General features: G+C 60.9%; 23 protein-coding genes and 1 tRNA gene. 10 read left to right on the top strand and 14 right to left on the bottom strand.

Annotated features, from left to right (window positions below):
• Positions 1 to 279: 279 nt before the first annotated feature.
• On the top strand, positions 280 to 933 hold the full coding sequence (locus FHU41_RS10120; RefSeq protein ID WP_425503326.1) for a winged helix-turn-helix domain-containing protein: 654 nt from the start codon (positions 280 to 282) through the stop codon (positions 931 to 933).
• Between the two features lie 49 nt (positions 934 to 982).
• Positions 983 to 1,510, top strand: coding sequence for a SixA phosphatase family protein (locus FHU41_RS10115; RefSeq protein ID WP_179389547.1), 528 nt, complete (start codon positions 983 to 985; stop codon positions 1,508 to 1,510).
• A 34-nt stretch (positions 1,511 to 1,544) separates the two neighbouring features.
• Here the strand turns inward: FHU41_RS10115 and FHU41_RS10110 are convergent, their stop codons facing one another.
• On the bottom strand, positions 1,545 to 2,462 hold the full coding sequence (locus FHU41_RS10110; RefSeq protein WP_246279595.1) for a LysR family transcriptional regulator: 918 nt from the start codon (positions 2,460 to 2,462) through the stop codon (positions 1,545 to 1,547).
• Positions 2,463 to 2,520: 58 nt separating this feature from the next.
• On the opposite strand from FHU41_RS10110, the gene FHU41_RS10105 reads away from it, so the two are divergent.
• Complete coding sequence (locus FHU41_RS10105) at positions 2,521 to 3,441, top strand: EamA family transporter (protein WP_179389546.1); 921 nt, start codon at positions 2,521 to 2,523, stop codon at positions 3,439 to 3,441.
• On the opposite strand, the gene FHU41_RS10100 is transcribed toward FHU41_RS10105, so the two are convergent.
• From FHU41_RS10100 to FHU41_RS10085, 4 genes are all read right to left on the bottom strand, one after another.
• Positions 3,426 to 4,025 (bottom strand): TetR/AcrR family transcriptional regulator, encoded by a 600-nt coding sequence (locus FHU41_RS10100; protein ID WP_246279594.1) that lies wholly within the window; start codon positions 4,023 to 4,025, stop codon positions 3,426 to 3,428. The genes FHU41_RS10105 and FHU41_RS10100 overlap by 16 nt on opposite strands.
• Positions 4,022 to 6,040 (bottom strand): YhgE/Pip domain-containing protein, encoded by a 2,019-nt coding sequence (locus FHU41_RS10095; RefSeq protein ID WP_179389545.1) that lies wholly within the window; start codon positions 6,038 to 6,040, stop codon positions 4,022 to 4,024. The genes FHU41_RS10100 and FHU41_RS10095 overlap by 4 nt, the downstream gene beginning before the upstream one ends.
• The gene (locus FHU41_RS10090) at positions 6,040 to 6,711 is read right to left on the bottom strand and encodes an ABC transporter ATP-binding protein (protein WP_425503297.1); all 672 of its coding nucleotides are present in this window, start codon (positions 6,709 to 6,711) and stop codon (positions 6,040 to 6,042) included. The genes FHU41_RS10095 and FHU41_RS10090 overlap by 1 nt, the downstream gene beginning before the upstream one ends.
• Before the next feature lie 144 nt (positions 6,712 to 6,855).
• A complete protein-coding gene (locus FHU41_RS10085) occupies positions 6,856 to 8,289 on the bottom strand; it encodes a dihydrolipoyl dehydrogenase family protein (RefSeq protein ID WP_179389543.1) in 1,434 nt (477 codons plus the stop codon).
• 112 nt (positions 8,290 to 8,401) lie between these two features.
• Between FHU41_RS10085 and FHU41_RS10080 the strand changes: the two genes are divergently transcribed.
• Entirely contained in the window at positions 8,402 to 8,899 is a 498-nt protein-coding gene (locus FHU41_RS10080) for a DnaJ family domain-containing protein (protein ID WP_179389542.1), read from the top strand.
• Here FHU41_RS10080 and FHU41_RS10075 read toward each other — a convergent pair.
• Positions 8,896 to 9,507: a GNAT family N-acetyltransferase gene (locus FHU41_RS10075; protein WP_179389541.1), complete on the bottom strand. Its 612-nt coding sequence runs from the start codon at positions 9,505 to 9,507 to the stop codon at positions 8,896 to 8,898. The genes FHU41_RS10080 and FHU41_RS10075 overlap by 4 nt on opposite strands.
• Before the next feature lie 3 nt (positions 9,508 to 9,510).
• On the bottom strand, positions 9,511 to 10,197 hold the full coding sequence (locus FHU41_RS10070) for an alpha/beta fold hydrolase (protein WP_179389540.1): 687 nt from the start codon (positions 10,195 to 10,197) through the stop codon (positions 9,511 to 9,513).
• 116 nt (positions 10,198 to 10,313) lie between these two features.
• Here FHU41_RS10070 and FHU41_RS10065 point away from each other — a divergent pair, with 116 nt between their 5' ends.
• Both FHU41_RS10065 and FHU41_RS10060 read left to right on the top strand, forming a co-directional pair.
• The gene (locus FHU41_RS10065) at positions 10,314 to 11,276 is read left to right on the top strand and encodes a WYL domain-containing protein (RefSeq protein ID WP_179389539.1); all 963 of its coding nucleotides are present in this window, start codon (positions 10,314 to 10,316) and stop codon (positions 11,274 to 11,276) included.
• A 207-nt stretch (positions 11,277 to 11,483) separates the two neighbouring features.
• On the top strand, positions 11,484 to 13,496 hold the full coding sequence (locus tag FHU41_RS10060) for a DUF7507 domain-containing protein (protein WP_179389538.1): 2,013 nt from the start codon (positions 11,484 to 11,486) through the stop codon (positions 13,494 to 13,496).
• Positions 13,497 to 13,609: 113 nt separating this feature from the next.
• Here FHU41_RS10060 and FHU41_RS10055 read toward each other — a convergent pair whose 3' ends face one another.
• On the bottom strand, positions 13,610 to 14,050 hold the full coding sequence (locus FHU41_RS10055; protein ID WP_179389537.1) for a GNAT family N-acetyltransferase: 441 nt from the start codon (positions 14,048 to 14,050) through the stop codon (positions 13,610 to 13,612).
• A 424-nt stretch (positions 14,051 to 14,474) separates the two neighbouring features.
• Entirely contained in the window at positions 14,475 to 14,648 is a 174-nt protein-coding gene (locus FHU41_RS10050) for a hypothetical protein (RefSeq protein WP_179389536.1), read from the bottom strand.
• Between the two features lie 549 nt (positions 14,649 to 15,197).
• On the opposite strand from FHU41_RS10050, the gene FHU41_RS10045 reads away from it, so the two are divergent.
• Positions 15,198 to 15,467 (top strand): hypothetical protein, encoded by a 270-nt coding sequence (locus tag FHU41_RS10045; protein WP_246279593.1) that lies wholly within the window; start codon positions 15,198 to 15,200, stop codon positions 15,465 to 15,467.
• A 232-nt stretch (positions 15,468 to 15,699) separates the two neighbouring features.
• On the opposite strand, the gene FHU41_RS10040 is transcribed toward FHU41_RS10045, so the two are convergent.
• Positions 15,700 to 15,772, bottom strand: a tRNA-Arg gene (locus FHU41_RS10040).
• Between the two features lie 259 nt (positions 15,773 to 16,031).
• On the opposite strand from FHU41_RS10040, the gene FHU41_RS10035 reads away from it, so the two are divergent.
• Positions 16,032 to 17,855, top strand: a complete 1,824-nt coding sequence (locus tag FHU41_RS10035) for a phosphoenolpyruvate carboxykinase (GTP) (RefSeq protein ID WP_179389534.1) — start codon at positions 16,032 to 16,034, stop codon at positions 17,853 to 17,855.
• Between the two features lie 95 nt (positions 17,856 to 17,950).
• Here the strand turns inward: FHU41_RS10035 and FHU41_RS10030 are convergent, their stop codons facing one another.
• The gene (locus FHU41_RS10030; protein ID WP_179389533.1) at positions 17,951 to 18,763 is read right to left on the bottom strand and encodes an enoyl-CoA hydratase-related protein; all 813 of its coding nucleotides are present in this window, start codon (positions 18,761 to 18,763) and stop codon (positions 17,951 to 17,953) included.
• The gene (locus tag FHU41_RS10025) at positions 18,760 to 19,929 is read right to left on the bottom strand and encodes a CaiB/BaiF CoA transferase family protein (protein WP_179389532.1); all 1,170 of its coding nucleotides are present in this window, start codon (positions 19,927 to 19,929) and stop codon (positions 18,760 to 18,762) included. The genes FHU41_RS10030 and FHU41_RS10025 overlap by 4 nt, the downstream gene beginning before the upstream one ends.
• 110 nt (positions 19,930 to 20,039) lie before the next feature.
• Here FHU41_RS10025 and FHU41_RS10020 point away from each other — a divergent pair, with 110 nt between their 5' ends.
• Positions 20,040 to 20,912, top strand: coding sequence for a LysR family transcriptional regulator (locus FHU41_RS10020; RefSeq protein ID WP_179389531.1), 873 nt, complete (start codon positions 20,040 to 20,042; stop codon positions 20,910 to 20,912).
• Here the strand turns inward: FHU41_RS10020 and FHU41_RS10015 are convergent.
• Together FHU41_RS10015 and FHU41_RS10010 are read right to left on the bottom strand one after the other, a co-directional pair.
• Positions 20,893 to 21,366, bottom strand: coding sequence for an HIT family protein (locus FHU41_RS10015; RefSeq protein ID WP_218847198.1), 474 nt, complete (start codon positions 21,364 to 21,366; stop codon positions 20,893 to 20,895). The two genes, FHU41_RS10020 and FHU41_RS10015, sit on opposite strands and share 20 nt — an antisense overlap.
• 175 nt (positions 21,367 to 21,541) lie before the next feature.
• Complete coding sequence (locus tag FHU41_RS10010) at positions 21,542 to 22,960, bottom strand: phosphomannomutase/phosphoglucomutase (RefSeq protein ID WP_179389530.1); 1,419 nt, start codon at positions 22,958 to 22,960, stop codon at positions 21,542 to 21,544.
• A gap of 65 nt (positions 22,961 to 23,025) precedes the next feature.
• On the opposite strand from FHU41_RS10010, the gene FHU41_RS10005 reads away from it, so the two are divergent.
• On the top strand, positions 23,026 to 25,158 hold the full coding sequence (locus tag FHU41_RS10005) for a RecQ family ATP-dependent DNA helicase (RefSeq protein ID WP_179389529.1): 2,133 nt from the start codon (positions 23,026 to 23,028) through the stop codon (positions 25,156 to 25,158).
• Positions 25,159 to 25,209: the final 51 nt, after the last annotated feature.

Here is a 25,209-nt window from a genome sequence, read left to right as displayed (position 1 = left end):
TTAGGCGTCGACCAGTCAGGTCAGCCCAATGACGGGCATCCCTCGCGATACAACTCAGCGAGATCAGGCATTCGAGCCGTTCACATCAGCAACGGCAATTCACAATGAGGTTCACAGATGTCAATAGCACCCGGTTATGTGCATATTTCAGTCCGCAACGCTAATAAGGTTTCTCGTTCCGGCATTCCTCCCTTCCAACACGGGAGCCAGGCTTCGGCCCATCCGGAAGAACAGCGTCACCAGCCGCTGCACGCAGTACCCAGCCGCCCCACAGCCCCGATGACCGCGCCCACGGCTCTTATCGCCGGTAGCGGTTCTACCGTCCGCGGAGTTGGCCAGGACAATGTGGCACACGGCTTCGTGCTCTATGTAGGCGTGGATGAGGAGACCGCAGCAGCCAATGGGACCTCCCTGGCCAAGCTGGCGCAGGACATCCGAGCCTATGTGCAGTCGCTTGTGCCGCCGGCGCAAAGCTATGCGGCCGTCGCCATTGCCGCCGCCGATGCACCCGGGACTTCGCTTGACGTCGTCCGCTCCACTTTTGGTGATCCCACCGTGGCGTCCCGCCAGCGGGTGGATACCAGGCCGCATAACCTTTCGGACAGCCGTCCGGCCGGTGTGCTAATCGATTTGGCTCGGCGCGAAGTACACCTGGACGGCGAGACGCTGAATCTGACCTTCAAGGAATTCGAACTACTGAATTACTTGGTGGAGAACGGCACCCGGACGGTGGGCCGTGAGGAGCTGCTCGAAGGATTGTGGAGCAACGCCGAAGAGGTGCCCAATGAGCGCACCATCGACGTTCATATCCGCCGCCTGCGCTCCAAGCTGGGGCGGCTGGCCAACACCGTGCGCACCGTGCGCGGCGAGGGCTACCGGTTCTATGAGCACCCCGAGGTTATTGTCTGGGCGGCTCCGGAATACTCCATCTAGGCTGTTTTTCGCGGCCAGTCTTAGAGCTTCGATCCCTTAGACTGGCCGAATGAGCTTGCATCACCTCAAGCAGCTGACCTTGATGCGCCACGCCAAAGCTGAATATCCGAGTTCAGCGGTGGAGAGCGATCACGACCGCCCGCTCGCGGCGCGAGGCCATCTGCAGGCGGCTTTGGCCGGGCGTTGGCTAGTCGAAAACGATGCGGTGCCGGATTTCATCCTGTGTTCCTCCGCGCTGCGTACTCGGCAGACCTGTACCTGGGTCTGCAAAGAGTTGGCGGAGGCCGCGCCCACGCCCAAGCTGGAGGATGACCTTTACGACGGGGGTCCGCTGAGGATGCTCGCGCTGATCAACCATGTTCCGGAGACGGTGACTTCGCTGCTGGTGATTTCACATCTGCCCACTGTGCAGGAGCTAGCCCTGCGCTTGGCGGCCCGCGACTCGGATCCGGAGGCATATCTGGATCTTGCCGAGCGCTACCCAACTGCGGGGCTGGCTACCTTCCGTACTGCCTCGTCGTGGGCTGAGCTCGATGGTCAGGACGCCACGCTGACCGGGTTCGCCGTCCCGCGTTAGCTGACCCTGCCAACTAGCGTTGCAGTGCTTTGAGTTAGAGGGCTTTAGCAATGTCCTTGAGCTCGGCGACCAGGTGGTTGATCGCCGGGCTGGCGCTCAGGCTGCGCCGATAGACGATTTTTACCTCACGGTTCTGAGCGGGGGCGCGCAGTTCCAGGGCGACGACGTCGGCCGGCAGCTCCGGCCTGCCCAGCCTGGGCACTAATGCCACGCCAACACCCAACTCGACGAGGCCAATATGGGTGCTGAAATCGGCATCGAAAAGTCGGATCTTAGGCAGGATGCCCATTTCGGCAAACATTCGCATCAGCGCCTCGTGGCAGATCATCCCCACCGGGGTAGCCATCCACCACTCATCCAACAAATCTGCCGCGCAGACGCTGCCGCGCCCCGCCAAGGGGTGCTCTCGGTGCACCAATACATCGGCGCGGTCATCGCATAAATCGGTGGTTTGTAATTGCTCCGGAATGGGCAGCGGTACGGAATTCCAGTTGTGCACCAGGGCAAGATCTGCTTCGCCGTTGGCCACCCTTTCCACCGATTCGCGGGGGTCCTCGGCAATCACCCGAAGCTGGATCTCGGAGCCTTGCTGCTCCAGTCGGCGAATCAGTGGGCCCACCAGGCCGCGGCAGGAGGTGGAGAAGGCACTAACCCGCACCGGGCCGCTTGGCTTACTCGGGTCCGCCATTAGGGTGACTTCTAGTCCTTCTAGTTCCTCCAGCACCCGGCGGCCCTGCTCGGACATGGAGAGCCCGCGTTCGGTCAACAACACGCCACGGCCGTGCCTTTCGAGTAATGCGCCGCCAGCCTGCTTCTCTAGCTTCTTGATTTGTTGGGAGATGGCGGAGGGGCTGTAGCCCAGGGACTCCGCCGCGCTGATCACCGAACCGTACTGGGAAACGGCCACTAGAGCGCGTACCGCCATCACATCAATCATGAAGTAAAAGTACATGATTTCGAGGCGAAACGTTTGCTTTTACTTAAAGGAGTTCTTTGCCAAGCTTGGACTTATGCAACTCAAACACGCTCTGCTGGCCGTTCTGGTGGCTGTGATCTGGGGAGTGAACTTCCTGGCTATTAACGCAACCTTGCAGGATGTTCCGCCATTGCTCTCGCTGGCTCTGCGCTTCTTATTGGTCGTCTTTCCCTGGATATTCTTCGTCAAGCCACCGAAGGTCGGTTGGCGAGCCGTGGTGGCGATCGGTCTCACCACGAGCCTGGGGCAGTTCGCCATCCTCTATTTGGCTCTCAGCCTGGGCATGCCGGTGGGCTTAGCTCCGCTCGTCTTACAAGCCCAAGTGCTCTTTACTGCCTTGATCGCTATGGCGGTACTCAAGGAACGTCCCAGTGGCGGCCAGCTGATTGGCATCGGAATGGGTGTCCTTGGCCTGGCCATTGTCGGTTTTGGCCGCGCCCAGGTCGCTCCCGTGCTGCCCTTCCTGCTGGTCTTGCTGGCGGCAGCCTGCTGGGCCGTCGGCAATGTGATCACTCGTCGGGTTCAGCGGAGATCTTCCGCTTCAAGTTCGGGGCTAAGCATGGTGATCTGGTCCGGAACCGTGGTGCCGGTACCAATGTTCGTGCTGTCCTACTTCTTCGAGGGGCCGGCCGCACTGGGGGAGGTATGGGGCAATCTGCACTGGCCGGCCATTCTGGGCGCGCTCTACACCGCCCTGATTTCCTCCCTGGTGGGCTACGGCATTTGGAACAATCTACTCCGGCGCTACCCGGCCAGCGCCGTCGGCCCCTATAGCTTGCTGATCCCGGTGGTGGGGATGGCCTCGGCCTGGATCGTGCTTCGCGAGGTTCCGAGCTCTACCGAGCTGCTGGGAGGTGCGCTTTTACTCGCCGGGGTGGCGTTCGCCGTCGTCCGCTTCAAGAAGCCAACGGTGCCGGTGAAGCCCAGCGAGTTAGAAGTTCAGTCCTTGAGGTAACCGGTCATCACCGTCATCAGCGCCGCCAAGGCTTCTTCACGGCTGCGCTCCGGGTGGAACACCTGGCGATCCAGGCCGACGATAAGGGCGGCCCCCAGGGTCAACCCCACCATGGCCTGCGGCTGCACCTCGGTATGCACCTGATGTTCCTCAGCCACCCGGGTCAGGGTTCGCCCGGCCAGCAAGAACAGCCGCTCGCGGAGCATGGTCAAGGTGTCCCGCCAGGCGCTGGGGGTGCGCCACAGCTCGGAGACCAGCAACTGGGTGAAGGAAGGGTAAGCCTCGAAAAAGTCGAGAGTCTTGGCCAGCATGTCCTCCAGAGCTACCAGGGAAGGCTGCGAATCGTCCGGAGTGAGCTGCTCTTCTAGTAGGCTCACGCCGTGTTCCAGCAGTTGTGCGATTAGCTCGCTCTTGCTGCCGAAATTGTAGTAAACCGTGCCCTTGGAAACCCCGGCCGCGGCGGCTATTTCGTCCACCGTGACCTCCGCCGGGCCGCGCTCGCCAATTAGCTGCATTGAGGCTTCGAAGAGCTTCTGCTTGGTGGCGTTGGTGCGCCCGGGGCGCTTGAGCGGTTCGGTACTCATATTGAAATCTCCGGTTGCAGGGTGCTGAGGGTCCAGACCTTACGTTTGCGGACGGCCAGGATGGAAAGCAGGATTCCTATCAGGGTATAACCCACCAGGCCCAAGGCGATGGGTAGTAACGGAGCCAAGTCCGCCCCGTAGATCAAATGCCGCATTCCTTCCACAACGTGCCCCATCGGCAGAATGGTGTGCATGATGTGTAGCGGGTCTGGGGTGGTTTGCCAGGGAAAGGTGCCGCCGGAGGCGACCAATTGCAAGACCAGGAGGATCAGCACCACCAGCTTGCCGGGAGTGCCCAGCAGAGCCACGATGCCCTGAATCAGTGCGGTGAAAGCCATCGAGGCGAGCAGCAGCAAGCCCAGGGTGAGCACCGGGTGGCTGGGATTCAGGCCCAAGCCGAAGAGCACCACGGTGTAGAGCACTATGGCTTGGATGACCGAGACGGTGAGGAAGGGCAGCCAGCCGCCGAGCGCCACCTTCCAGGAAGGCGCATTCGAGGCTAGGGCGCGCTGAGTAAGCGGGCGCATTGCCTGCACCAGCATGAACGCACCGATCCACAAGGAAAGCACCAAGAAGAACGGGGCCAGACCAGAACCGTAGTTGACGGCCTTGGCTTGATCGACATTGTTCACGGCTATTGGATCGGCGATCACTTTAGAAGCCTTTTCCTTAGCGGCCTGATCCGGGTTGGGGATTTGATCGGCTCCCTTGTGTAGCTGATCGGCCAGGGTCTTTGCACCGGCTGCCAGCTTTCCCGCGCTGCTATCCAGGGTGCCGACGCCTTCGTCCAGGGTCTTTGCGCCGGCCGCGAGCTTATCGGTTCCAGCTACCGCTTGCTGCTCGGAGCTGGAAAGCGTGGCCGCGCCGCTAGCCAACTGGCTGGCACCGCCATTCGCCTGGTTGATCGCGCTGCTCAGCGCCGGGGTGGAGGCAGCCAGGGTAGCGGCGCCGTCGGCCACCGACTTCGACCCGGCCGCGAGTTTCTGAATATCCGCGGCATCGGCGTCGATCTTGCTCTTCACGCCGTTCACATCGGTTTGTAATGCGCTGCCAATAGAACTCCGCTGCGCTGCTGTGATCACTCCATCCGTCTCCAGTTTGTCCAGCACGGAGCCAACGGCGGTAGTTGCTTGAGTGCTGAGCTGATCCAGACTCCCGACGGCGGATTGCACCTTGGTGTTCAGGCTCGCGTTCCCGGCGGCTACTTGAGCGGCACCCGCGGAGAGCTGCTGAGCTGAGCCCGGTAGTCCGGCGGTCTTACTCTGCAGCTGGTTCAGCCCGGAGGAGAGTTCGCTAGCTCCGGCGGAGAGCTGGCTGGCTCCATCCGCCAACTGCTTTTGTCCGCTAGCCAGTTCATTTGCACCGCTTTGGAGCTCGGTACTGCCCTGGTGCAGCTTCGCCGTCCCATTGTGCAGTTGGCTTGCTCCGCTGGCGAGCTGGCTGGCGCCGTCGGCCGCTTTGACGATCTGCGCGTGTACCGTGCCGTAGCCGGTGAGTAATTGATTGGCGGTTGTTTCGCCGACCTGCAGGGCCACGCTGTCGTGTACCTGCGCGGTCACCTTGTCCACGATGGAGGAGAGGATGTAGCCGTTGGCATCATTGGTGGTGACCTGCAGGATGGCTTGCTGTGCCGAGTCGAAATTCGATGGCGAGGCCAGGTTGGCGGAGAACTCCTGCGGGATCTTCAGGGCGAAAGAATAAGTTCCGTTGGCCACGCCGTCGTCGGCTTCCTGGTCCGAGCTGACCTTCACCCAGTCGAAGGTCTTGCTGTCCACCAGGTTTTGAGCCACCTCGTCACCCACCTTGACCGGCTTTCCATCCACTACGCTGCCCTGATCGTTAACCACAACGGCGGCCTTGAGCTGGTCCAGATTGCTGTAGGGGTCCCAGTTGGCATAGAGATAGACGGCGCCGTAGAGCAGAGGCACCAAGATGAGGGCGATCAAGGAGAGCTTGGGCAGGATGCCACTGGTCATCCGCTTGAGTTCGGAGAGCGCTAGACGGAGGACGGTCATCAGAGTTCCTGCGATTCTGCTTCGGCTGCTGTTGCTGTTGCTTCGGCTGGTTCGGGTTCGGTCTCTGCAGCTTCGGTGGGGTTGTCGATCCGGACGGCTTTGCCGGTCCACTCTTCGGGGAGCTGGGATACCGTGGCGACGATGCAGAGCGGGCGACCCTTATCCTGAGCGAGTGCGACCAGCTGCGGCAGCCAATTCTGCGAATGCGGGCCGTGCCGGTCGGGGGAGTCGACGATCAGCAGATCGACGTCAGGGTTGGCCAGTGCCAGGGTGCAGAGCAATTCCAGCCTGCGCTGGGAGGGTAATTCCTCAGCCAGGGAGTCGGCGATGTCCTTGAAGGAGTTGACCTTGAGCCAATCGCCAGCGTGCCGGATCCCGCGATAGCGGCGGGGGATCAGGGCTAGATCCTCGGTCACCAGATCCTTGACGCTCAGGTGCTGTTCGGGCTCGTTGACGCCGGGGGAGTCAATCAGCGCGCTGCGCTTACGCAGCTGGGACAGCTTAGAACTCTGTCCCCAGCTCACGGTGCCCGAGCTCGGTTTCATTCGGGCGCTGAGGGTGAGCGCCAAGGCGGTGCGCTGCGGCTGTATATCGCCGACGGCGAGCAGCAGTGAGCCGGTGGAGGCCTCAAGATCCAGGGCGGGTACTAGATCGTAATGACGACCTTCCACCCTGAGTTGCTGGGCAAGGAGCACGGCAGTGCCTTTCGACGATGTTTCTGTCTCAAGGCTAACAGAACTGACTGGTCAGTTCAAATAGGAGTTCTACGGAAGAACTTCAACGCTCCCATTCCCTGGAATTCCCGGACGGCGGACTCAGAGACCCAACTTTTCCAAGAGCCGGAGCCACACCTCGCTCACCGTTGGGTAGGCGGGGACCGCGTGCCAGAGTCGGTCCAGCGTTACTTCGCCGACAATTGCAATGGTGGCGGAGTGCAGTAGCTCGGCCACGTCTGGGCCCGCGAAGGTGGCGCCGATAATCACGTTCCGGTCGCCGTCGATCGCTAACTGTGCCCAGCCCTGGTAGTCATCGGCATAGAGACTCGATCCGGCGACGGCGATAGGTAGCGAAACCTCGACCACCACCACACCATCGGCCTCGGCTTCTTCGATGCTGCGCCCAACCGTGGCAATCTCGGGATCGGTGAAGACCACACTCGGCACCGCATAGTGATCCGCTGTCTGGGCGAACTTGCTCCACGGGGCGGCAACGCCGTCGAAGCTTCCTTTGACCTTCGCGGCAATGGCATCGCCGGTAATCCGAGCCTCGTATTTGCCCTGATGGGTCAGTAAAACCTTGCCTGCGGCATCTCCCACCGCATAGAGCCAATCGGAGCCGGTCACCTTGCCACTCTGATCGGTCTCCAATTGTTTGCCGTTAAAGCCGGGCAGTTCCAGGGTCTCCAGGCCAAGTTCGGCCAGTGCGGCCGCCCGCCCGGTGGCTACCAAAAGCTCATCGGAAGTGATCGAGCTGCCATCTTCGAGTTCCACCCGGACGCCTTCCGGATCGCGGCTGATCCGACTGAAGGCGACCTTTTCACGCAGATCCACGCCGTCTTTTCGCAGCCCGGCGGTGACCAGATCCCGGGCCGGGGCGGGCATTTTGCCAAGCACATTGCCCCGAACCAGTTGCGTCACCTGCGAGCCCAGCCGGGCATAGGCCTGAGCGAGTTCGGTTCCGGCCACCCCGCCTCCGATTACCGTGAGACTTCTCGGCACTCGTGGCGAACTAGTGGCCTCTCGGGTTCCCCAGAACTCGATTTCGGCGAGGCCTGGGATGCTAGGAACGGTCGGATTCGAACCAGTGGCCAGCACAATGGCGTGCCGAGCGTGCGCAAGGTGGGTGCCGGCGTCGGGGGCTGAGATCTCCACTGTGCGCTCACCAATCAGCCACGCCTTTCCGCGGAGGAGAGAGATCTTGGCATTTTCAACCCACTTGACCTGGCCGGAATCATCCCAGTTCGAGGTGAAGGAATCCCGGCGCCGCAGCACTTGGCCTGAGTCCAGGCGACCGGTGACGGCTTCACGCGAACCGGCCAGATTGCGGGCGGCATTGAGTGCAACGCCTGGGCGGATCAGGGCTTTGGAGGGCATGCAGGCCCAGTAGGAGCATTCCCCACCAACGAGTTCGGCTTCGATCAGCAGGGTGCTCAGGCCACCTTTGACCAGCCGATCGGCGACGTTTTCGCCCACCGCCCCGGCCCCGATCACGATGGCGTCAAATGTCTGTTCAGAGCGCACTTCAGTCATCCTCAGAGCCTACGCCGAGGCCAGCGGATCGTCTTCCTCTTCGGTGATTTTGACGGCTTGGCTACTGATCTCGGTATCGACAGCCTGGCGAAAGGCTAGATAGCCTGGAGGTATGGATCGGAAAGAGCGAGCCGAACTACTGCGGAAAGCCGCACAACAACGCGCGGCCAGGGACCTCAGCCGGGGTGAAGAACCTCCGGAAGAGCCCGTTGTTCCGCAGCAGTCGATCCGCAGCGAAGCGGTGCGGGCGGACGTGGTGCTGGAGCAGGCAATAGCTCGAGGAGATTTCGACAACCTGGCGCTGGCTGGCAAGTCACTTCCGAGCCTGGAGGGGAACCTCGATCCGGATTGGTGGCTCAAAGGGTTGATTCAGCGTGAGCAGCTCAGCGGTCTGGGGCCTCCCGCCTTGATGTTGCGCAAGGAGGACGCCGAACTGGATTCCCGCCTGGATCGGCTGGGTTCCGAGCGCCAGGTCCGGGAGACGATCGAGGATTTCAATACCCGGGTCATCGAGGCCCGCCGTCAACTGCTCGGTGGTCCGCCGGTGGTGACTAAAACGCGTGAGGTCGAGCTGGAGATAACTCGTTGGCGGCAGCGTCGCCGGGCCTAGCTCGGCTGCATTGAGAATTCGACGATCTTGCTTACTATCCAGGCGTGTTTGCCGACCTGTCGGGTTCGGTTGAATCCGTGCTCTTCGAAGAGTTCAACGGTGGCGCTGTATAGAAACCTGCCTTGGGCTTCGCGGCCGGTGGTCACCTCGGATATGGCTTCGACCAGGCCACCTCCCGCTTGCGCGATCTGATCGAGGGCACCTTCCAACGCCACCCGGGCGATGCCCTGGCTGCGATGGTGCTTATCGACGTAGAAGCAGGTAATCCGCCAATCGGGTTGAGCCGGCGCGTCCTTGAGGTACTCGCGCCTGTGTTTGATTCGGCTGAGTTCTTCGGGACTGCCATATTGGCACCAGCCCTGTGCGAGGCCATCGTGGTCGTAAACTAGTGCGGCGTGGGCTCGATCATTGAAGACTCGTTCTTGCTTCGCTACGCGATGGTTGAGTCCTTTCTCGCTGCCTTCGGGGTGATAGCCGATGCACCAACATCCACCAAAGATGCCGTTATTACGCTCGACCAGTTCCGCGAAATCGTCCCAGCTAGCAGCGTTGAGTGGGCGACTGCGGTAAGTCGTGGTGCTGGACTCGGCAGTGCTGGACTCCGGCATCTTTCAGTCCTCGTTTGCCAGCGAAGCAAGCAGCTGGGCGAGTATTTCTGGCTTGCTGATCATTGGCCAATGACCGGAGTCAATATCGATAAGTTCAAGTTGCTTTACCGCGGTGAGTTCGGGAATCTCGCCGGCATCGATCCATTCTTGAGCCTGGGCGGGGCTGAATTCGGGGCAGATCAGGGTGACCGGAACGTTGTAGCGGTCTTCGTCTTTCAAGTTCACCACTCCAGTGGCAACCCCTTCGGGAACCGGAATTGCGGCCAGCTCGATAGCAGCCTTAGTGCTCTCGTCCAGGTCGGCTGAGTCTGCGCCTTCAAAAGGACCCCAACCCGGGAACGGCATGACGCCGTCCTTAATCTCAAAGAAGTCGGCATAGCTCGCTCCCGCGGAGGAGGGGAACCCGCCAATCAGAGCTACCCTGGCAACCTTCTCCGCTCGGGCGTCGGCGGCCAGCCAGGCCAAGGTGCAGGCTGCGGAATGTCCCACTACCAGGGGTTTTCCGGCGGCAGCATCAACCGCGGCGAGTACCGCTGCGCGTTGCTGGTCGAGGGAGGCAGAGCCATTCCCATCGCCCTGTCCGGGAAGGGTCAGCGGGACGGGGCGATGCCCCAGTTCTTCTAAGGTCTGTGCTACCCGCTGCCAAACCGAACCGTCCAGCCAGAGACCTGCGATCAGAATGATGTCCACGATAAGTTCCTTCTTTCCAGTTCTTGCAATAGCCGGACGATTGTTATGCACTCAGAATAGTTACAGTTCCGGACGATCTACTTCCGGTTTATAAGTAATTTTTATAACCTGCTGCTGTGACCTCCGATCTCAGTCCCACCGCCCGTGCACTGCGTGCTCTTGAGCTGCTTCAGGCTCGACCGGGCAGTACCGCTACAGAGCTGGCCGAGCGTTTGGGCGTCACCGAAAGGGCTGCTCGTCGCTATGTGGGGATACTTCGGGAGGCGGGTATTGCGGTTGAATCGTCCCGAGGCCCGCACGGCGGGTACCGGCTGGGGCGCGGCACCAGGCTGCCTGCGGTAGCTTTCACCCAAGAGGAAGCGTTGGGCTTGGTGATGGCTGTACTAGATGGTCAGCCAGCGGCCACCGATGTTGACGATCTGGTTGGTTCCGCCCTGAATAAGGTGATCCGGGCATTGCCCGAGAGTGTTGGCCGGCAAGCCGGTGAGCTCCGTAACTATGCACAGGCTGCTCCGGACCGCTACTCGTCACGCCCCGATCCGGCCATCACGAGTGCCCTCATTGCGGCCGTTGCCGCGCGGCGGCAGGTGCTGATCAGCTATCGAAGCGAGTCAGGCGGCGAGTGGGATTCCGAGGCTGAGCCTTGGGCCGTCGTCGTCCGCTATGGGCGCTGGTACCTGCTCTGTTACTCATACCGCGCGGCAGCCATTCGCACCTATCGACTGGATCGGATTCGGGCTGTGCGGCAGACCGGAGCTACCTTCGAGCCACCCGAAGCCCTCGACCCGGTGACCATGCTGGAGGAGAACCTTGGTACCGGCTGGGAATTCCCCACCCGCGTGGTGTTTGAGGCGCCGATGGTTGAGGTGGCTCCGTGGATCCGGCCTGCTATGGGCAAGCTTGAAGTGCTGGGGGAGGGGTGCGTGCTTATTGGCAGCACGAGCAACCCCGCAATGTATGTCCAGGAGTGGTTGGCCGCAGTGCCCTACGCCTTTTATATCGACGGTTGCCCGGAGCTTATTGAGGAGCTGGCTAAGCTCAGTTCACGCCTCTCAAGCGCCCTCAAAGAGCATTTTTGAGATGAGAAATCTCAAAATGTTATCCCAGGTGAGAGCGTAATAAACGGCACAGCTTCGACTTTATTCATTTTTGTTGTACCTCGTGAGTATGCTTTTCAAATTGTCATCTCGGAGGGATGGCGCTTTCTTCTTTTAAGTGCCTTTGGCCCCTCCGTGAACCTTATTTGGGGGAAAGTCATGCTCAAACATCGACGAACGTCACGCTTGATGAGGCCGTGGGTATTCATTGCGGCGATCATCGCTCTCGTTTTCGGCTCGGTGGTGGCTGCCGCACCAGCCTCTGCGGCTCCGACCGGTGCGAGTTGTGGCTTTGCCACCGGTGGCGGCGCCTATCCGTCCACCACCTGCTGGATCGATTGGAGCGGCTACGATCCGGTACTGGCTCGGAGCGCGACCGGCCAGGATATGACCATGCCAATGGGTGCCTACACCGTGAGCTTCAATGTAACCGATCGGCCCATTCCGGGTTGGCGGCAGCGCACCGTCCGGCCCAGTGGTTCGGTGGGGCTTTTCGATTCTCCGGGTTATTACGCAGGCTTGCCGGGCTTGCCGGTGCTCTATACCGATATCGGTACCGGATCCTTTAGCGCGAACACGCTCACCATCGGGAACGTCCAGGTGACCCTCAATGGTGCGCCGGTTTCGGGATACTCATTGGTCAGCGCCTCACCGGAGACCCAAGATCCCTATGTTGGTGCCCTGGGGGAGACCAGCAACTGGACTTCCGATCAGCCGATCCAGGTGATTGACCATGGCGGTACCTTCTCTACTGGCAGTGGTTGTCAGATTCCGACGCCCGGGGATGGCACCACGAGTGTGTACTGTGCGGGTGCTAGCGCTGGAACTACTAGCGCTTATGGCTTGATTGTCTCGGCGCCCGCCGCGACTTCGCTGAGCGCAAGCATGTACCTTGGCACCCGGGGTGAGCGGGAGGGTGCCGCCTTTGGGCTGATGGTTTCCCGGGTCAATCTGAGCAAGCAGGTGCAGGGCCGCATCGACAGCGCAGACTCCTTTGATCTGACGACGGCGATCACCGGCCAGACGCTCGGAACGGCCAGTACCGGAACGGCTGACTCGGCCACCACCGGGAGCCAGATTATTGTGCCGAACGGGCCGGTTGCCCTTTCCGAGGCTCCGACACCCGGCTCAACGACGGTACTGGACTATTACAACCAGGCCTGGCAGTGCGCTAACGCCACCTCCGCCAGCACAACTGCGTTGCCCTCCGGCTCAGGGCTTAGCCAGTCCTTCACACCGAAACTCGGTGATGATGTCTCCTGTACCTTGACGAACTCGGCTCTACCGACGGGGATTAGCGTGGTGAAGACCGCGGACAAAGCCAGTGTGACTGCTGGCGAGTCGGTGACCTACTCTTTCGCAGTGACTAACACCGGCCAGGTGCCGCTGGACGGCGTGGCAATCAATGAAGGTGCTTTCGCCGGCAGTGGGACCTTGTCTGCGGTGACCTGCGCGGCAACCGTTCTTGCCCCTTCGGCGTCCACCACCTGTACCGCTAGCTACCAAGCTACCCAGGCGGATGTTGACACCGGAGAATTCCTCAACACCGCCTCGGCGCAAGGGACGGTGACCGGCACCACCGCAGTGGTGACCTCCACGCCGTCGACGGCGACGGTTAAGGCACCTGGCCAGGCTGGCCTGAGCTTCACCAAGACTGCCAACGTGGACTCGGCTGCTGCCGGAGACCAAGTGGTCTATACCGTAAAGGCAGTCAACTCGGGTACGCTCACGCTTCACGACGTTGCTATTAGCGAGGACTCCTTCACGGGTGCTGGCACGCTTGGGAGTTTGGCTTGTGCCGAGCCCCAGCCCGCGCAACTTGCTCCCGGTCAGGAACTCAGCTGCACGGTGAGCTACCGGGTGCAAGCCGGCGATAAGGGCGATCTGATTAACACTGCCAGCGCGAATGGGCTGGATCCGAGTGGCGCCAGCATCGGTGCTAAAGACGATGCGGTTGTGGCCATCAAGCAGCTCGTTAAGCCAACTGTTACTCCGACCGCCACCCCAACTCCGACTGCTGCGGTCACTCCGACTGCTGCGCCGAGCCCGACAGTAGCCCCGACGCCGTCGGCCGATCCTGCGCCCCAGCAGGATGAGTTGGCCTACACCGGTGCCTCCGGTCTGCTCTGGTTCACCGCGTTTGGTGTGTTGCTGATTATCGCTGGTGTGGTGACCCTGCGGGTGCGTCGCTCAACGAAGTAGTTAGCCCCTCCGTTCTCGGTGAGCTTCGGTGGTGTCGATCGGTTGTACCGGTCGGCGCCACCGAGCTGCTTTAAGGGGCTTGAGGCCGGGGTTCCCCTCTAGGAGCCTCGCGGCTACTGGGGCGAGACGGCCTCGCGGCTCATCGGAACATGTTCGATGTCGTCTTCGTAGAAAACGTCACCGGACACCTTGAAACCGAATTTCGCGTACCAGGCTTGTTTTTGCGTCTGTGCGTCCAGAACGATCTCCCGCCCTGGTGCTTGCGCGACGGCCAGCTGCATCAAGCGCCCTGCCAACCCTCTGCCTCGGGCTGCCTGGGCCGTGGCGACTCGCCCGATGCGGAATCGATGCTTCTCATCAAGGAGGCGGAGTGTGCCCAAAACCTCGCCATCCTCTTCTGCCCAGAACAGCAGCGCCCCCGCTTCGTTATCGCGCCCGTCCAACTCCGGATAGGCGGCACCCTGCTCGACGACGAAGACCGAAACACGCAAACACATCAATCGATAAAGAGTCTGCGGATCCATTTCTGCAAGAGGCGAAGAAAAATACTCCATAGAACCAATCTATATGCCGCCTGTTGTGCAAGTGGTCGGGAAAGCGCGGTTTGGAAATCGCGGCAACTGCTCCGGAAGGGTCCGGCCAATGCCTGAGTTTTGGCTCTGGTCGGAGGAGTGCGACTGCGCTCTAGCTGGATTGAATCGCATATCGTCGTAGCAACCTCGTCACACTTCTCGATGGGAATAAGTGAATGGTAATCTCAATTAATTAATAGCCTTTTGGGGGGAACCAAATGACTTCTTGCCTGGCAAATACAGGTGTCCATCCTGCTGTCCCATTGATCTTGGGATTTGCTCTACTTATCTTCGGCGCAGTGATCGTTGTGATAACCCGGCGTCGGCCGGGGCGACGCGCGGTCGGCAGTGGAGCCTTATTGCTCGTCGGCTTATTGGCTCTAGGCGGTTTAGCTCTCAATACGGCTCAGCCTTCTAGCGCGGCTGCCGTTACCGAATGTGATGCTGCCCCAACGCCATCGCCGTCCCCGTCCAGGCCCGTTGTGGTTCCGCCGGTTATCGCTCCGAGCAACCCGGTACCCGTCACGCCGAGCGTGACAGCCGAACCCAGCGCGAGTTCTAGTCCCAGCGCCAGCTCCACGCCGACTAGTACTCAAACGCCGAGCGCAACGCCTAGCCCCACGGCTACGCCAACGGCTATTCCGGTTACGCCCGTAGTGCCGACTATCAGTTGTAAGGTCGGGACCGTTGATTTCAGCATTGTGGTGAATAACCCGACAATGACCGGGGTGGTCTACACACAGACCTCTACAGGATCTGAAACAACTGAAGTTGTCACTGTTACCGCGGCGGCGGCCCCCGGCTACATTATTGCCCCTGGGGCCACAACGGCCTGGACCTTCCCAGCCACTCTCTGTTATGACCCGGGTACCGGTGGTGGAGGCGCCTAATAGCTTGGGCTCGCATTAGCCACACTTAGCTTGAAAACAAAAAACCGCTAGAACTTCGGAGATTCCGAGGTTCTAGCGGTTTTTATTGTGTGTGCAAATGAAGAATCAGCTTATGAATCCGCCATATGCTCAGATTGGACTTGCGCTGAGCAAGGTGACCGTTGTCCAGGCCACGAGCCAGCCGAACAGGAGCCTTAGGGATGAATAAGATCGTGTGCATTTGTGGATCGACTCGCTTCATGAATGAGATTGCGGCTGCCCGCGCCGAGTTGACGCTCGCCGGAAAGATCGTTGTTGGTCCTGAGGTGCTAGTCCACTCCGATCCCGCGTATTCCGATCTCCACGATTCCAGCGTCAAGCAAAAGCTTGACGCGCTACATCTTGAAAAGATCGACCTTGCTGACTCGGTGTTTGTGGTGAACCCAGGCGGGTACATCGGCGATTCGACCCGTGCAGAGATTGCATATGCCAGGGAACATGGGAAGGCGATCCGTTTCCTCCACCCATAACCGCTTGGTTAGGGGGTTGTCGTCGTACCGCGACGGCTGTCCTCGATTATGTTTTGTGCCTGGAGCCACAAGGGACTGGACCTTCCCGGCCGCTCTCTGCCTGGACCCGGGCACCTAGGACCCGGGCGCCGGTGGTGGAGGCGTCTAATGTTTTGGCCCGCATCCCACCCAGCGTGAAAACAAGAAAACCGCTAGAACTTCGGGGATTCCGAGGTTCTAGCGGCTTTTATTGTGCGGGCGAAGGGATTCGAACCCCCAACCTTCTGATCCGTAGTCAGATGCTCTATCCGTTGAGCTACGCCCGCAATAAAACCGGCCAAAAGGCCGAGGTCAACTCTAGCGTGGAAATGCCCTAGTCATCAAATTCTGCCCTACGGAGGAATAGATCATAGACCGGTCTACGTGATCTATATCACAGTTTTTCGGATGAATATTTGATGAATTCCCCGGAATCACGGCGTTTTCGCTCCAAATCTGCTGGATAGCTCCCGCTGAGCGCCGCCGTCGAACCAGAGACCAAACCCTAACCTGTAAGGCATACACCGACCCAATGAAGGGAAGATCATGGGCCAAACCGCGCAGCAGGTTCTGAGCGAAGCACCGACGACCAATCAGCGATTGCTCGATTGGGTGACTGAGATGGCTGAACTGACTCAGCCGGATCATGTCTATTGGGTAGACGGATCCGAGCAGGAGTACAGCAGGCTCACCGACGAATTGGTCGAGGCCGGAACCCTCAAGCGGCTCAATCCCGAGCTTTTCCCGAATTCCTTTGCGGCCTTCTCCGATCCGAAGGACGTTGCACGGGTTGAGGAGCAGACCTTCATCTGCTCGGCCAAGGAAAGCGATGCGGGCTTCACCAATAACTGGATGGAACCCGCGGAGATGAAAGCCAAGCTAAACGGGCTTTTCGCTGGTTCGATGCGCGGTCGCACCATGTATGTGATCCCCTTCGTGATGGGCCACCTGGAAGCCAAAGATCCCAAATTTGGCGTGGAGATCACCGATAGCGCTTATGTGGTTGCCTCGATGCGGGTAATGGCTCAGATCGGCACCGAGGTGCTGCGCAAGATCGAAGAACTCGATGCCTTCTTCGTGCCCGCCCTGCACTCCGTGGGCGCACCCCTGCAACCGGGCGAGCAAGATGTGGCCTGGCCCTGTAGCGAGGAAAAGTGGATTGTGCACTTCCCCGAGGAACGCTCCATCTACTCCTATGGCTCCGGCTACGGTGGCAATGCCCTGCTGGGCAAGAAGTGCTACGCGCTGCGGATCGCCTCGGTGATGGCTCGCGACGAAGGCTGGCTAGCCGAGCACATGCTGATCCTCAAGCTGACCTCCCCCGAGCAGAAGACCTACTACCTGGCGGCGGCTTTCCCCTCTGCTTGCGGTAAGACGAACCTGGCCTTGCTCGATCCGACCATCAAGGACTGGAAGGTCGAAACCCTCGGGGATGACATCACCTGGATGCGTTTCGACGATGAGGGGCAGCTACGTGCCGTCAATCCCGAAGCAGGCCTGTTCGGCGTCGCACCCGGAACCGGCTGGGACACCAATCCGAACGCCATGCGAGCCATCAGCAAGGGCAACTCGATCTTCACCAATTGCGCGCTGACCGACGACGGCGGTGTTTGGTGGGAGGGAATGACTCACGATACGCCCGAGCACCTCACCGATTGGCAGGGCAATTCCTGGACGTCCGATATGGATCACCCAGCGGCTCATCCTAACGCCCGGTTCTGTACGCCGATCGATCAGATCGATATGCTCGCCCCGGAGTATTACGAGCCGGAGGGTGTACCGCTTTCCGCGATCTTCTTCGGTGGTCGCCGCAAGACCACGATTCCCTTGGTCACCCAGGCCCGGGACTGGAGCCACGGCATCTTCATGGGTTCCACGCTCTCCTCCGAGACCACGGCCGCCGCTGCTGGCGCGCTGGGTCGCTTGCGACGTGATCCGATGGCCATGTTGCCTTTTATGGGTTACGACGCCGGGGATTACCTTAAGCATTGGGTCAAGCTTTCCTCGGCGGTTGATGCCGAAAAGCTGCCCAAGATCTTCTTGGTGAACTGGTTCCGCCGCACCCCGGATGGTGGCTTTGCTTGGCCCGGGTTTGGTGACAACTCGCGCGTGGTCAAGTGGGCTATTGAACGGATCGAGGGCAAAGCCGACGCGGTTGATACCGCCATTGGCTTCGTGCCGACCGCTGAGTCGCTGGACCTGGACGGCCTGGACATCTCGGCGGAGCAGCTTGAGGCCGCCTTGAAGGTGGATGCGCTGGAGTGGGCCGAGGAAGCCGAAAGCATCGACGAGTGGTACCGCCGTTTCGGAGGCTCTTTGCCCGAGGAATTGCTGGGAGAACTGGAAGGCCTCAAGAGCCGATTGGCTTGAGCTGGCCGTCGCTGGACGTCTTCCGGGCTCGCGATAGCTCACTGACTTCCGGATAGCCCACTGCGCAGTCATTGAGCTATCGCGATGCTAGTGGACTATCGTGAGCCTGAATCGGCCTGATCGATTGGCTTGAAATCTGCACTTCGCTTGTTCCTGAAGGCGGCGACTCCCTGGCTGAGTTCGCCGCCTTCGGCGTACATCTCGCCACGTAGCGTCTCGATAGTCTCGCGTTCTTTGGGGTCGACTCCTGAACTCGTTCCCGAGCTAAGGACGGCGATCTGACGCTTGAACAAGTGCAGCGCGCGAGGGGAAAGACCAGCCATCCAGTGCGCTAGTTCAAGGGTTTCACGGGCTAATTCGGAAACCGGTAGCAGCCGGCTCACCAGGCCGTGACGCAGCGCCGTTTCGGCATCGAGGGCTTGCGCCGTGAGGAAGAGCTCCTTCACGAAGGCCGCTGGCAGCCGACTGAGGAAAAAAGCGATACCCGCTGTGTTGTATGGCAGGCCGAGCTTGGCCGGGGTGACCGCGAACGACGCCGTGGGGTCGGCCAGGACCAGATCGCAACTGAGCACGAACTCCACTGCGCCACCCCAGACTCCTCCGGAGACCTGCGCGATGATCGGCAGCGGGAAGTTCCGTAAAACCGCAAGGCTCCGCTCGAAATGACTGCTATCGGTCAGTGGGTCACTGCCATCGAGCGGTAATTCGTCGATGTCGTGCCCGGCTGAAAAGACTTTCGATCCCGGTGCCGCGCGCAGCACAACAACCCGAGTTCCGCCGTCGAGCCTATTGAGCGTTTCGGTGAGTTCGCCCAGCAATTGCTCGGAAAGCGCGTTGCGCTTCTCGGGGCGGTTCAGCTCCACAATGGCGATCGCGCCATCCCGTCGGAAGGAGATATGGTCGCTCATTCCTGAGTCGCCAGCATCGCCAGAATGGACTCGCGGTGCTGATCGAGTTGTGGGGCTGGTAGGGGTTCCATTTGTTCAGGGTAGCTGCCGAACTTAATCGGATTCCCGATCACCGTGCTGCGCGAGCCGTCCTGCCGGGGTGCGGTCTGGCGAATCATGTTCCTGGCTCGAACCTGGGGGTTCTCCAGTACCTGATCCACGGTGGCGATCGGTCCGCACGGTATTCCGGCGGCGGTGAGTTCGGCGATCCAGTCGTCGGTAGTCCGCTCGCTCAATGCCTCTTCTAGCACGGTCTCCAATTCATCGACGTGCTCAAAGCGTTTCCGCACCGAGCTAAATTTTTCCAGTTCTGGCAGCTCGGGCTTGCCTAGTGCCCCAGCCAACTTAGCAAAGAGCTGATCGTTTCCGGCCGCGATCACCAACTGTGAGTCCTTGGTTCGGTAGGCCTGGAAGGGCACGATGGAGGGGTGTCGGGTACCACGGGGTCCGGGGAGCACCCCGGTGTTTGCGTAGGAGGTTAGGGGCTCCTCCATGAAAGCAATCTGGCAATCCAGCATGGCCACGTCCACCAACTCGCCCCGACAGGTGCTGGCTCTCCTGAACAGCGCAGCCAAGATTCCTAGGCATAGATAGGTGCCCGCGGTCAGATCGCCAACGGAGACTCCGGCACGCACCGGAGCGCCTCCTCTTTCGCCGGTGATGCTCATCATCCCGCTCATGGCTTGCACAATCAGGTCATAGGCGGGCTGGTCGCTGGCTGGGCCGCTGCGGCCGAAGCCGCTAGCCGCCGCGTAAATCAGCTTTGGATGCCGTTCCTTTAGCTCATCCCAACCCAGACCTAGCCGGTCCATCACGCCCGGGCGGAAGTTCTCCACCAGTACATCGGCTTTTGCTAGCAAGGCTTCGAAGGTCTTGCGGTCCGTCTCGTCTTTGAGGTCGAGTGCAATGCTCTCCTTATTGAAGTTGATGCCTTCAAAGTACAGTGATCTGCCGTCCTGGAAGGGGCCAATGGCCCTGGCATCGTCCCCGGTTCCCGGGACCTCGACCTTAATAACCCTGGCTCCAAGACCAGCGAGCGTCATGGTGGCGAAGGGGCCAGCCAGAACTCGAGAGAGGTCCAGGATGGTCACTCCTTCAAGCGGGCCGGAAACTGGGGCATTCTGCATGGGGCTCCTCCGATGGCTAATAATCCGTGATTCCACGGTAGGACTCGACAAAAGAATGCGTCCAATACATAGTTTTCATCAGATCAATAATTTCTAGGCATGGATACGAGATGGAACTAAGCCAATTGCGCTACTTCGCCGAGATTGCTCGGACCGAGAATATGAGTCAGGCCGCCAGGAACCTCTATGTCTCGCAGCCCGGATTGAGCCGCTCGCTCGCGGCTCTGGAAGAAGAACTCGGCGTCGAGTTGTTCCTGCGACGAGGAAGAGGACTCCAACTATCAGCGGCCGGCCGGACGTTTTTGCAAAGCGTGCAGGCGGTGGAGGCGCTGCTGGTGCAGGCCAAGGAATCCTTAGCGGAAGACGCGGCCCCCGGTACCGGGCTGATTCGGCTTGGCTATCTAGGATCGCTGGGCTGGGACCTGTTGCCGCAATTGGTGCATAGTTACCGGCAGCGCCACCCCCAAATCCGCTTTCAGCTTCTGGAGGGAGCCGCAGGTGAACTCCGCGACCGTTTGGAGTCTGGCGAACTCGACCTGCTGCTCAGCATGCCACCCCTGGTGGATCATGCGGTGCAATACACCAAGATCTTGGAGCAAACCCTGGTGGCGTTGCTGCCCACCGGCCACCGACTGGCTCGGCGCAAACGGCTCAGCCTGGAGGAACTGCTTGGCGAGGAATTCCTGGCTCTGCGGCAGGGAAATACCTTGCGTGAGGTGTTCGACGGCGCCTGCCGGAGTTCCGGTCTCAGCCCACGGATTGGCTTCGAGAGCGATAGCGTTGCGACGGTGCGTGGGCTGGTCGCCGCGGGTGAGGGAGTGGCCCTGCTGCCCGCCGTCGAGGGTGGTCTGCAGGGGGTAGTGGAGGTTGCGGTGACTCCTGCGGTAACCCGGACCATTGCGATCGGGTATCTAGCGGAGCGACGGCTTAGCCAGGCCGCGCAGGACTTCCTGGACTGGGCTCCTAGCGCCGTTCCGGCCTAGCTAGTTCTGTGCTGATAGCGGTGCGGAGCTGGTCCTGGGCTGGTCCCAGGGCGGTGACCGGATTGTGCCAGTTCGATTCCGGGTACAGCCAGACCGGTCTTCTGCGTAGTTCCTCGGGCTCCCAGCCGTAACGTGGGAAGACATGGGCGTGCAGATAGGGATCGGCGTTGCCCAGAATCTCAATATTGACTCGTAGGAAGTCCGGATCCGCCGCCGCACAGCAGCTCTCTACCGCCGCAGCGAGCCGCTCCAGGCTGTCCAGGAACTCGATACGGGCCGGGCGTGGTAAATCGGATAGCCGCAAAATTGCGGGGTTATCCGTTAGTAGCACGCAGTATCCCGGTAGCCATTGCACATCACCGATTACCGCAAAGCTCTGCGGCAGCCGGGTCAGCACTGTCGGGTTCTCGCCGCGTTGGGCGGCAGCAATCCGGTCCGAACGCCAATCGGTCATGATTCCAACTTCCTTGGCTTGCGATAGGGCAGCTCGTCCACCTCACACCTGGCTCGCGATAGCCCACTGACTTCCGGATAGCCTACCGACGCGACATTGAGCCATCGCGATGCTAGTGGACTATCGCGAACTGTGGGCAAACAGCGGAGGCATCGCGAACAGTGGGAACCTGGAATTAGCCGCGGACCAGGGCCAGCACGGCGTCGCGTACGGACTCCATCGTGGCCCGATCCTTGGCCTCGCCGTTATAGCGCAGGTAGGGCTCGGTGTTCGATGCACGCAGGTTGAACCACCAGTCACCGGAGTCCGCCGAGAAGGTGGTGCCGTCCAGCTCATCTATGCTTACGCCGTCGTGCTCGTATTCCGCGCGGACCTTGGCCACGGCGCCAGCCTTGTCTTCCACGGTGGAATTGATTTCTCCTGAAGCCACATAGGGTTCGTACTCGGCGCCCAATTCGGAAAGCGGGAGCGGTTGTTCGCCGAGCGCCGCCAGCACATGCATTGCGGCCAGCATTCCGGTGTCCGCATTGTAGAAATCTCGGAAGTAGTAATGAGCCGAGTGCTCGCCGCCGAACACGGCACCCTCGGAAGCCATCACGGCCTTGATGAAGGAGTGGCCCACTCTGGTGCGAACCGGGCGGCCGCCGTCGGCCTCAACCAATTCGGGCACGGCGCGGGAGGTGATCAGATTGTGAATGATCGCCGGTGTCTCTTCGCCAGTGGCCCGGGCTCGGGCGATTTCGCGGCGGGCCACCAGGGCGGTGACCGCAGAGGGTGAAACCGGATCGCCCTTCTCGTCGATCACAAAGCAGCGATCCGCATCGCCGTCGAAAGCTAGGCCGATATCCGCACCGTGAGCCACCACAGCCGCCTGCAGATCTATCAGGTTTGCCGGTTCCAGCGGGTTGGCCTCGTGATTCGGGAAGGTGCCGTCGAGCTCGAAGTACATCGGCACGATTTCCAACGGCAGGGCAGAGAGAAGCTGGTCTCCGAGCACGGCAGGAGTGGTCAGCCCGGCCATCCCGTTTCCGGCGTCAACAACAACCTTGAGTGGCCGCGAGCTGGAGAGGTCCACGAGTGAACGCAGGTAGCCCGCGTAGTCCTTGAGTACATCCTGGATGCCAATCTGGCCCGGCGTCGGCACCGACGGAATCCCGGAGGCCAGGTACTGAGCCGTCAGCTCCTGGATTTCCTTCAACCCGGTCTCGGAGGAGAGCGGAACAGCACCGGCCCGGGTCATTTTGATGCCGTTGTACTCCGCCGGGTTATGGCTCGCGGTGAACATGGCGCCGGCCGAGTTGAAATGCCCGGAAGCGAAGTAGAGTTCATCGGTGGAAATCAGGTCCAGGAGCTTCACCGAGGCACCGCGCAGCGTTGCGCCCCGGGCAAAAGCCTTGCAGAAGCTCGGCGAGGAGGGCCGCATATCGCCACCCACCAGCACGGTTTGGCCGGTGAGCTCCAGGGTGTCCACGAAGGCCGCGCCGATTGCCTCGACCATTTCCTCGGTGATGCTCTCGCCCACGATGCCGCGAACGTCGTAAGCCTTGAAGGATGCCGAAAGGTCCAAGGGACCGGAATTCTGATTATTCGTCACCTGATGAGTCTAAACGGCCCAGGGCGAATCGGCATTTTGTCGGAGCCAACGACCATACTGGAGGGATGCCTGAGTTGAAGATCGAAGCCCAGCGGATCCTGGCCACCCTGGTGGGGAACCCGGAAGCCGATTTCCACGAAGGGCAGTATGAAGCCATAGCGGCGCTGGTCGACGGCGGTCAGCGGGCTTTGGTGGTGCAACGCACCGGATGGGGCAAATCGGCGGTGTACTTCGTCGCCTCGCTGCTCTTGCGCGCTCGCGGTGCCGGACCCACGCTCATCGTCTCCCCGTTGCTGGCGCTAATGCGCGATCAGATCGCCGCCGCCGAACGCGCCGGGGTGCGCGCGGTGGCGATTAACTCCGCGAATGCCACCGAATGGGACGAGGTGCGTGAGGCGCTCGCCGCCGATCGGGTGGATGTGCTGCTGATTTCGCCGGAGCGCTTGAACAACCCGGCTTTCCGGGACCGGGAATTGCCCGAGTTGATCCGGCGGACCGGGCTGCTGGTGATTGATGAGGCGCACTGTATTTCGGATTGGGGGCACGATTTCCGCCCGGATTATCGGCGGATCTCCGAGCTGATCGCGGGGCTGCCCGGTACCGTTCCGGTGCTGGCCACCACGGCCACGGCGAACTCTCGAGTGGTGACCGATATCGAAGAACAATTGGGTAGCGAGGTCCTCACCATTCGAGGCTCTTTGGCTCGTGAATCGCTGCGACTGGGGGTTCTCCGACTAGCGGATTCCAGGGATCGGCTGGCCTGGTTGCTGAGCCACCTTGAAGAACTGCCCGGCAGCGGGATTATTTACACGCTGACAGTTTCGGCAGCAGAGGACACCGCGCGATTGCTCGCCGAGGCCGGGCATCGAGTACTTGCGTATACCGGCCGTACCGATAACGCCGATCGGGAGAGCGCCGAGCAACTACTCAAGAACAACCAGGTCAAGGCCTTGGTGGCAACCAGCGCACTCGGCATGGGCTTCGATAAACCGGATCTAGGCTTCGTGATTCACCTGGGCGCGCCCTCCTCCCCGGTGGCTTATTACCAGCAGGTGGGCCGTGCCGGTCGTGGCAGCGCCAATGCGGACGTGCTGCTTTTGCCAGGGACCGAGGACAAGGAAATCTGGAAATACTTCGCCACTGCCTCGATGCCGTCTCCCGAGCGAGCCACCGCGGTGCTGGAGGCGCTTGCGGAGGCCGGAACGCCGTCGGGAGTCCTCTCCACCGCAGCTTTGGAAGCTCGGGTGGATCTTCGCCGGACGCCTTTGGAGTTGTTGCTCAAGGTTCTCTCGGTGGATGGTGCGGTGCAGCGGGTTGCCGGTGGCTGGCAATCAACCGGCAATCCCTGGGTCTACGATCGGGAGCGCTATCGGAGGATTGCGCAATCGAGAGTCGATGAACAGGGGTCGATGGTCGATTATGAGCGCAGTTCGGCCTGCCGGATGGAGTATCTGGCACTGGCTCTGGATGATCCGAACGCCGCGCCTTGTGGCCGTTGCGATAACTGTGCGGGCCAGTGGTTCAGCACAGAGCTGGATGGAAAGGCGGCTCAGGCCGCGGAAGAATCATTGCATCGCTTGGGTGTGCCGGTGGAACCGCGGGCGCAGTGGCCTTCCGGGATGGAACGCCTGGGCGTGCTGATTGACGGCAAGCCAGCGAAGGGCAAGATCTCGATGGGGGAGCGCGCGGTAGAGGGCAGAGCCTTGGCTCGGCTGACCGATCTGGGTTGGGGCGGTCCGCTCCGAGAACTCTTTGCCGAAGGTGCCCCCGATGGGCCGGTGGGTCAGGAGCTTTTGCGCGGTTGTGTTCAGTTACTCAAGGAGTGGGGCCAGGATGGCTGGTCTGCTGCGGGTCGTCCGGTGGCCGTGGTTTCGTTACCTTCGCGCAGCAAGCCGCAGTTGATTGGATCGCTTGCTAGCGGATTGGCTGAGATCGGGAGGCTCGAATATTGGGGTGAGTTGTCCCTTGTTGATGGCGGACCGACGGGTTTGCGCGGCGGAAACAGCGCTTACCGTCTGGCCGGACTCTGGGAGCGTTTGGTTCCGGGACCGGAACTGAGCGAAAGGCTGTCCGGACAGACGGTGCTACTGGTGGATGACTTGGTGGATAGCCGTTGGACACTGACGGTTGCTGCCAGGGAACTGCGTCGGGCTGGGGCGGCAGCGGTGCTGCCACTGGTCCTTGCCCAGGCAGGCTAGCCGACCGCGCCAAGCGCCGACCGTTCGGAATCGACGAAGGCGGGCAGCACG

This window comes from Psychromicrobium silvestre (genome assembly GCF_013408295.1).
GTDB lineage: Bacteria > Actinomycetota > Actinomycetes > Actinomycetales > Micrococcaceae > Renibacterium > Renibacterium silvestre.
This window is presented reverse-complemented; position numbering and strand designations above follow the sequence as displayed.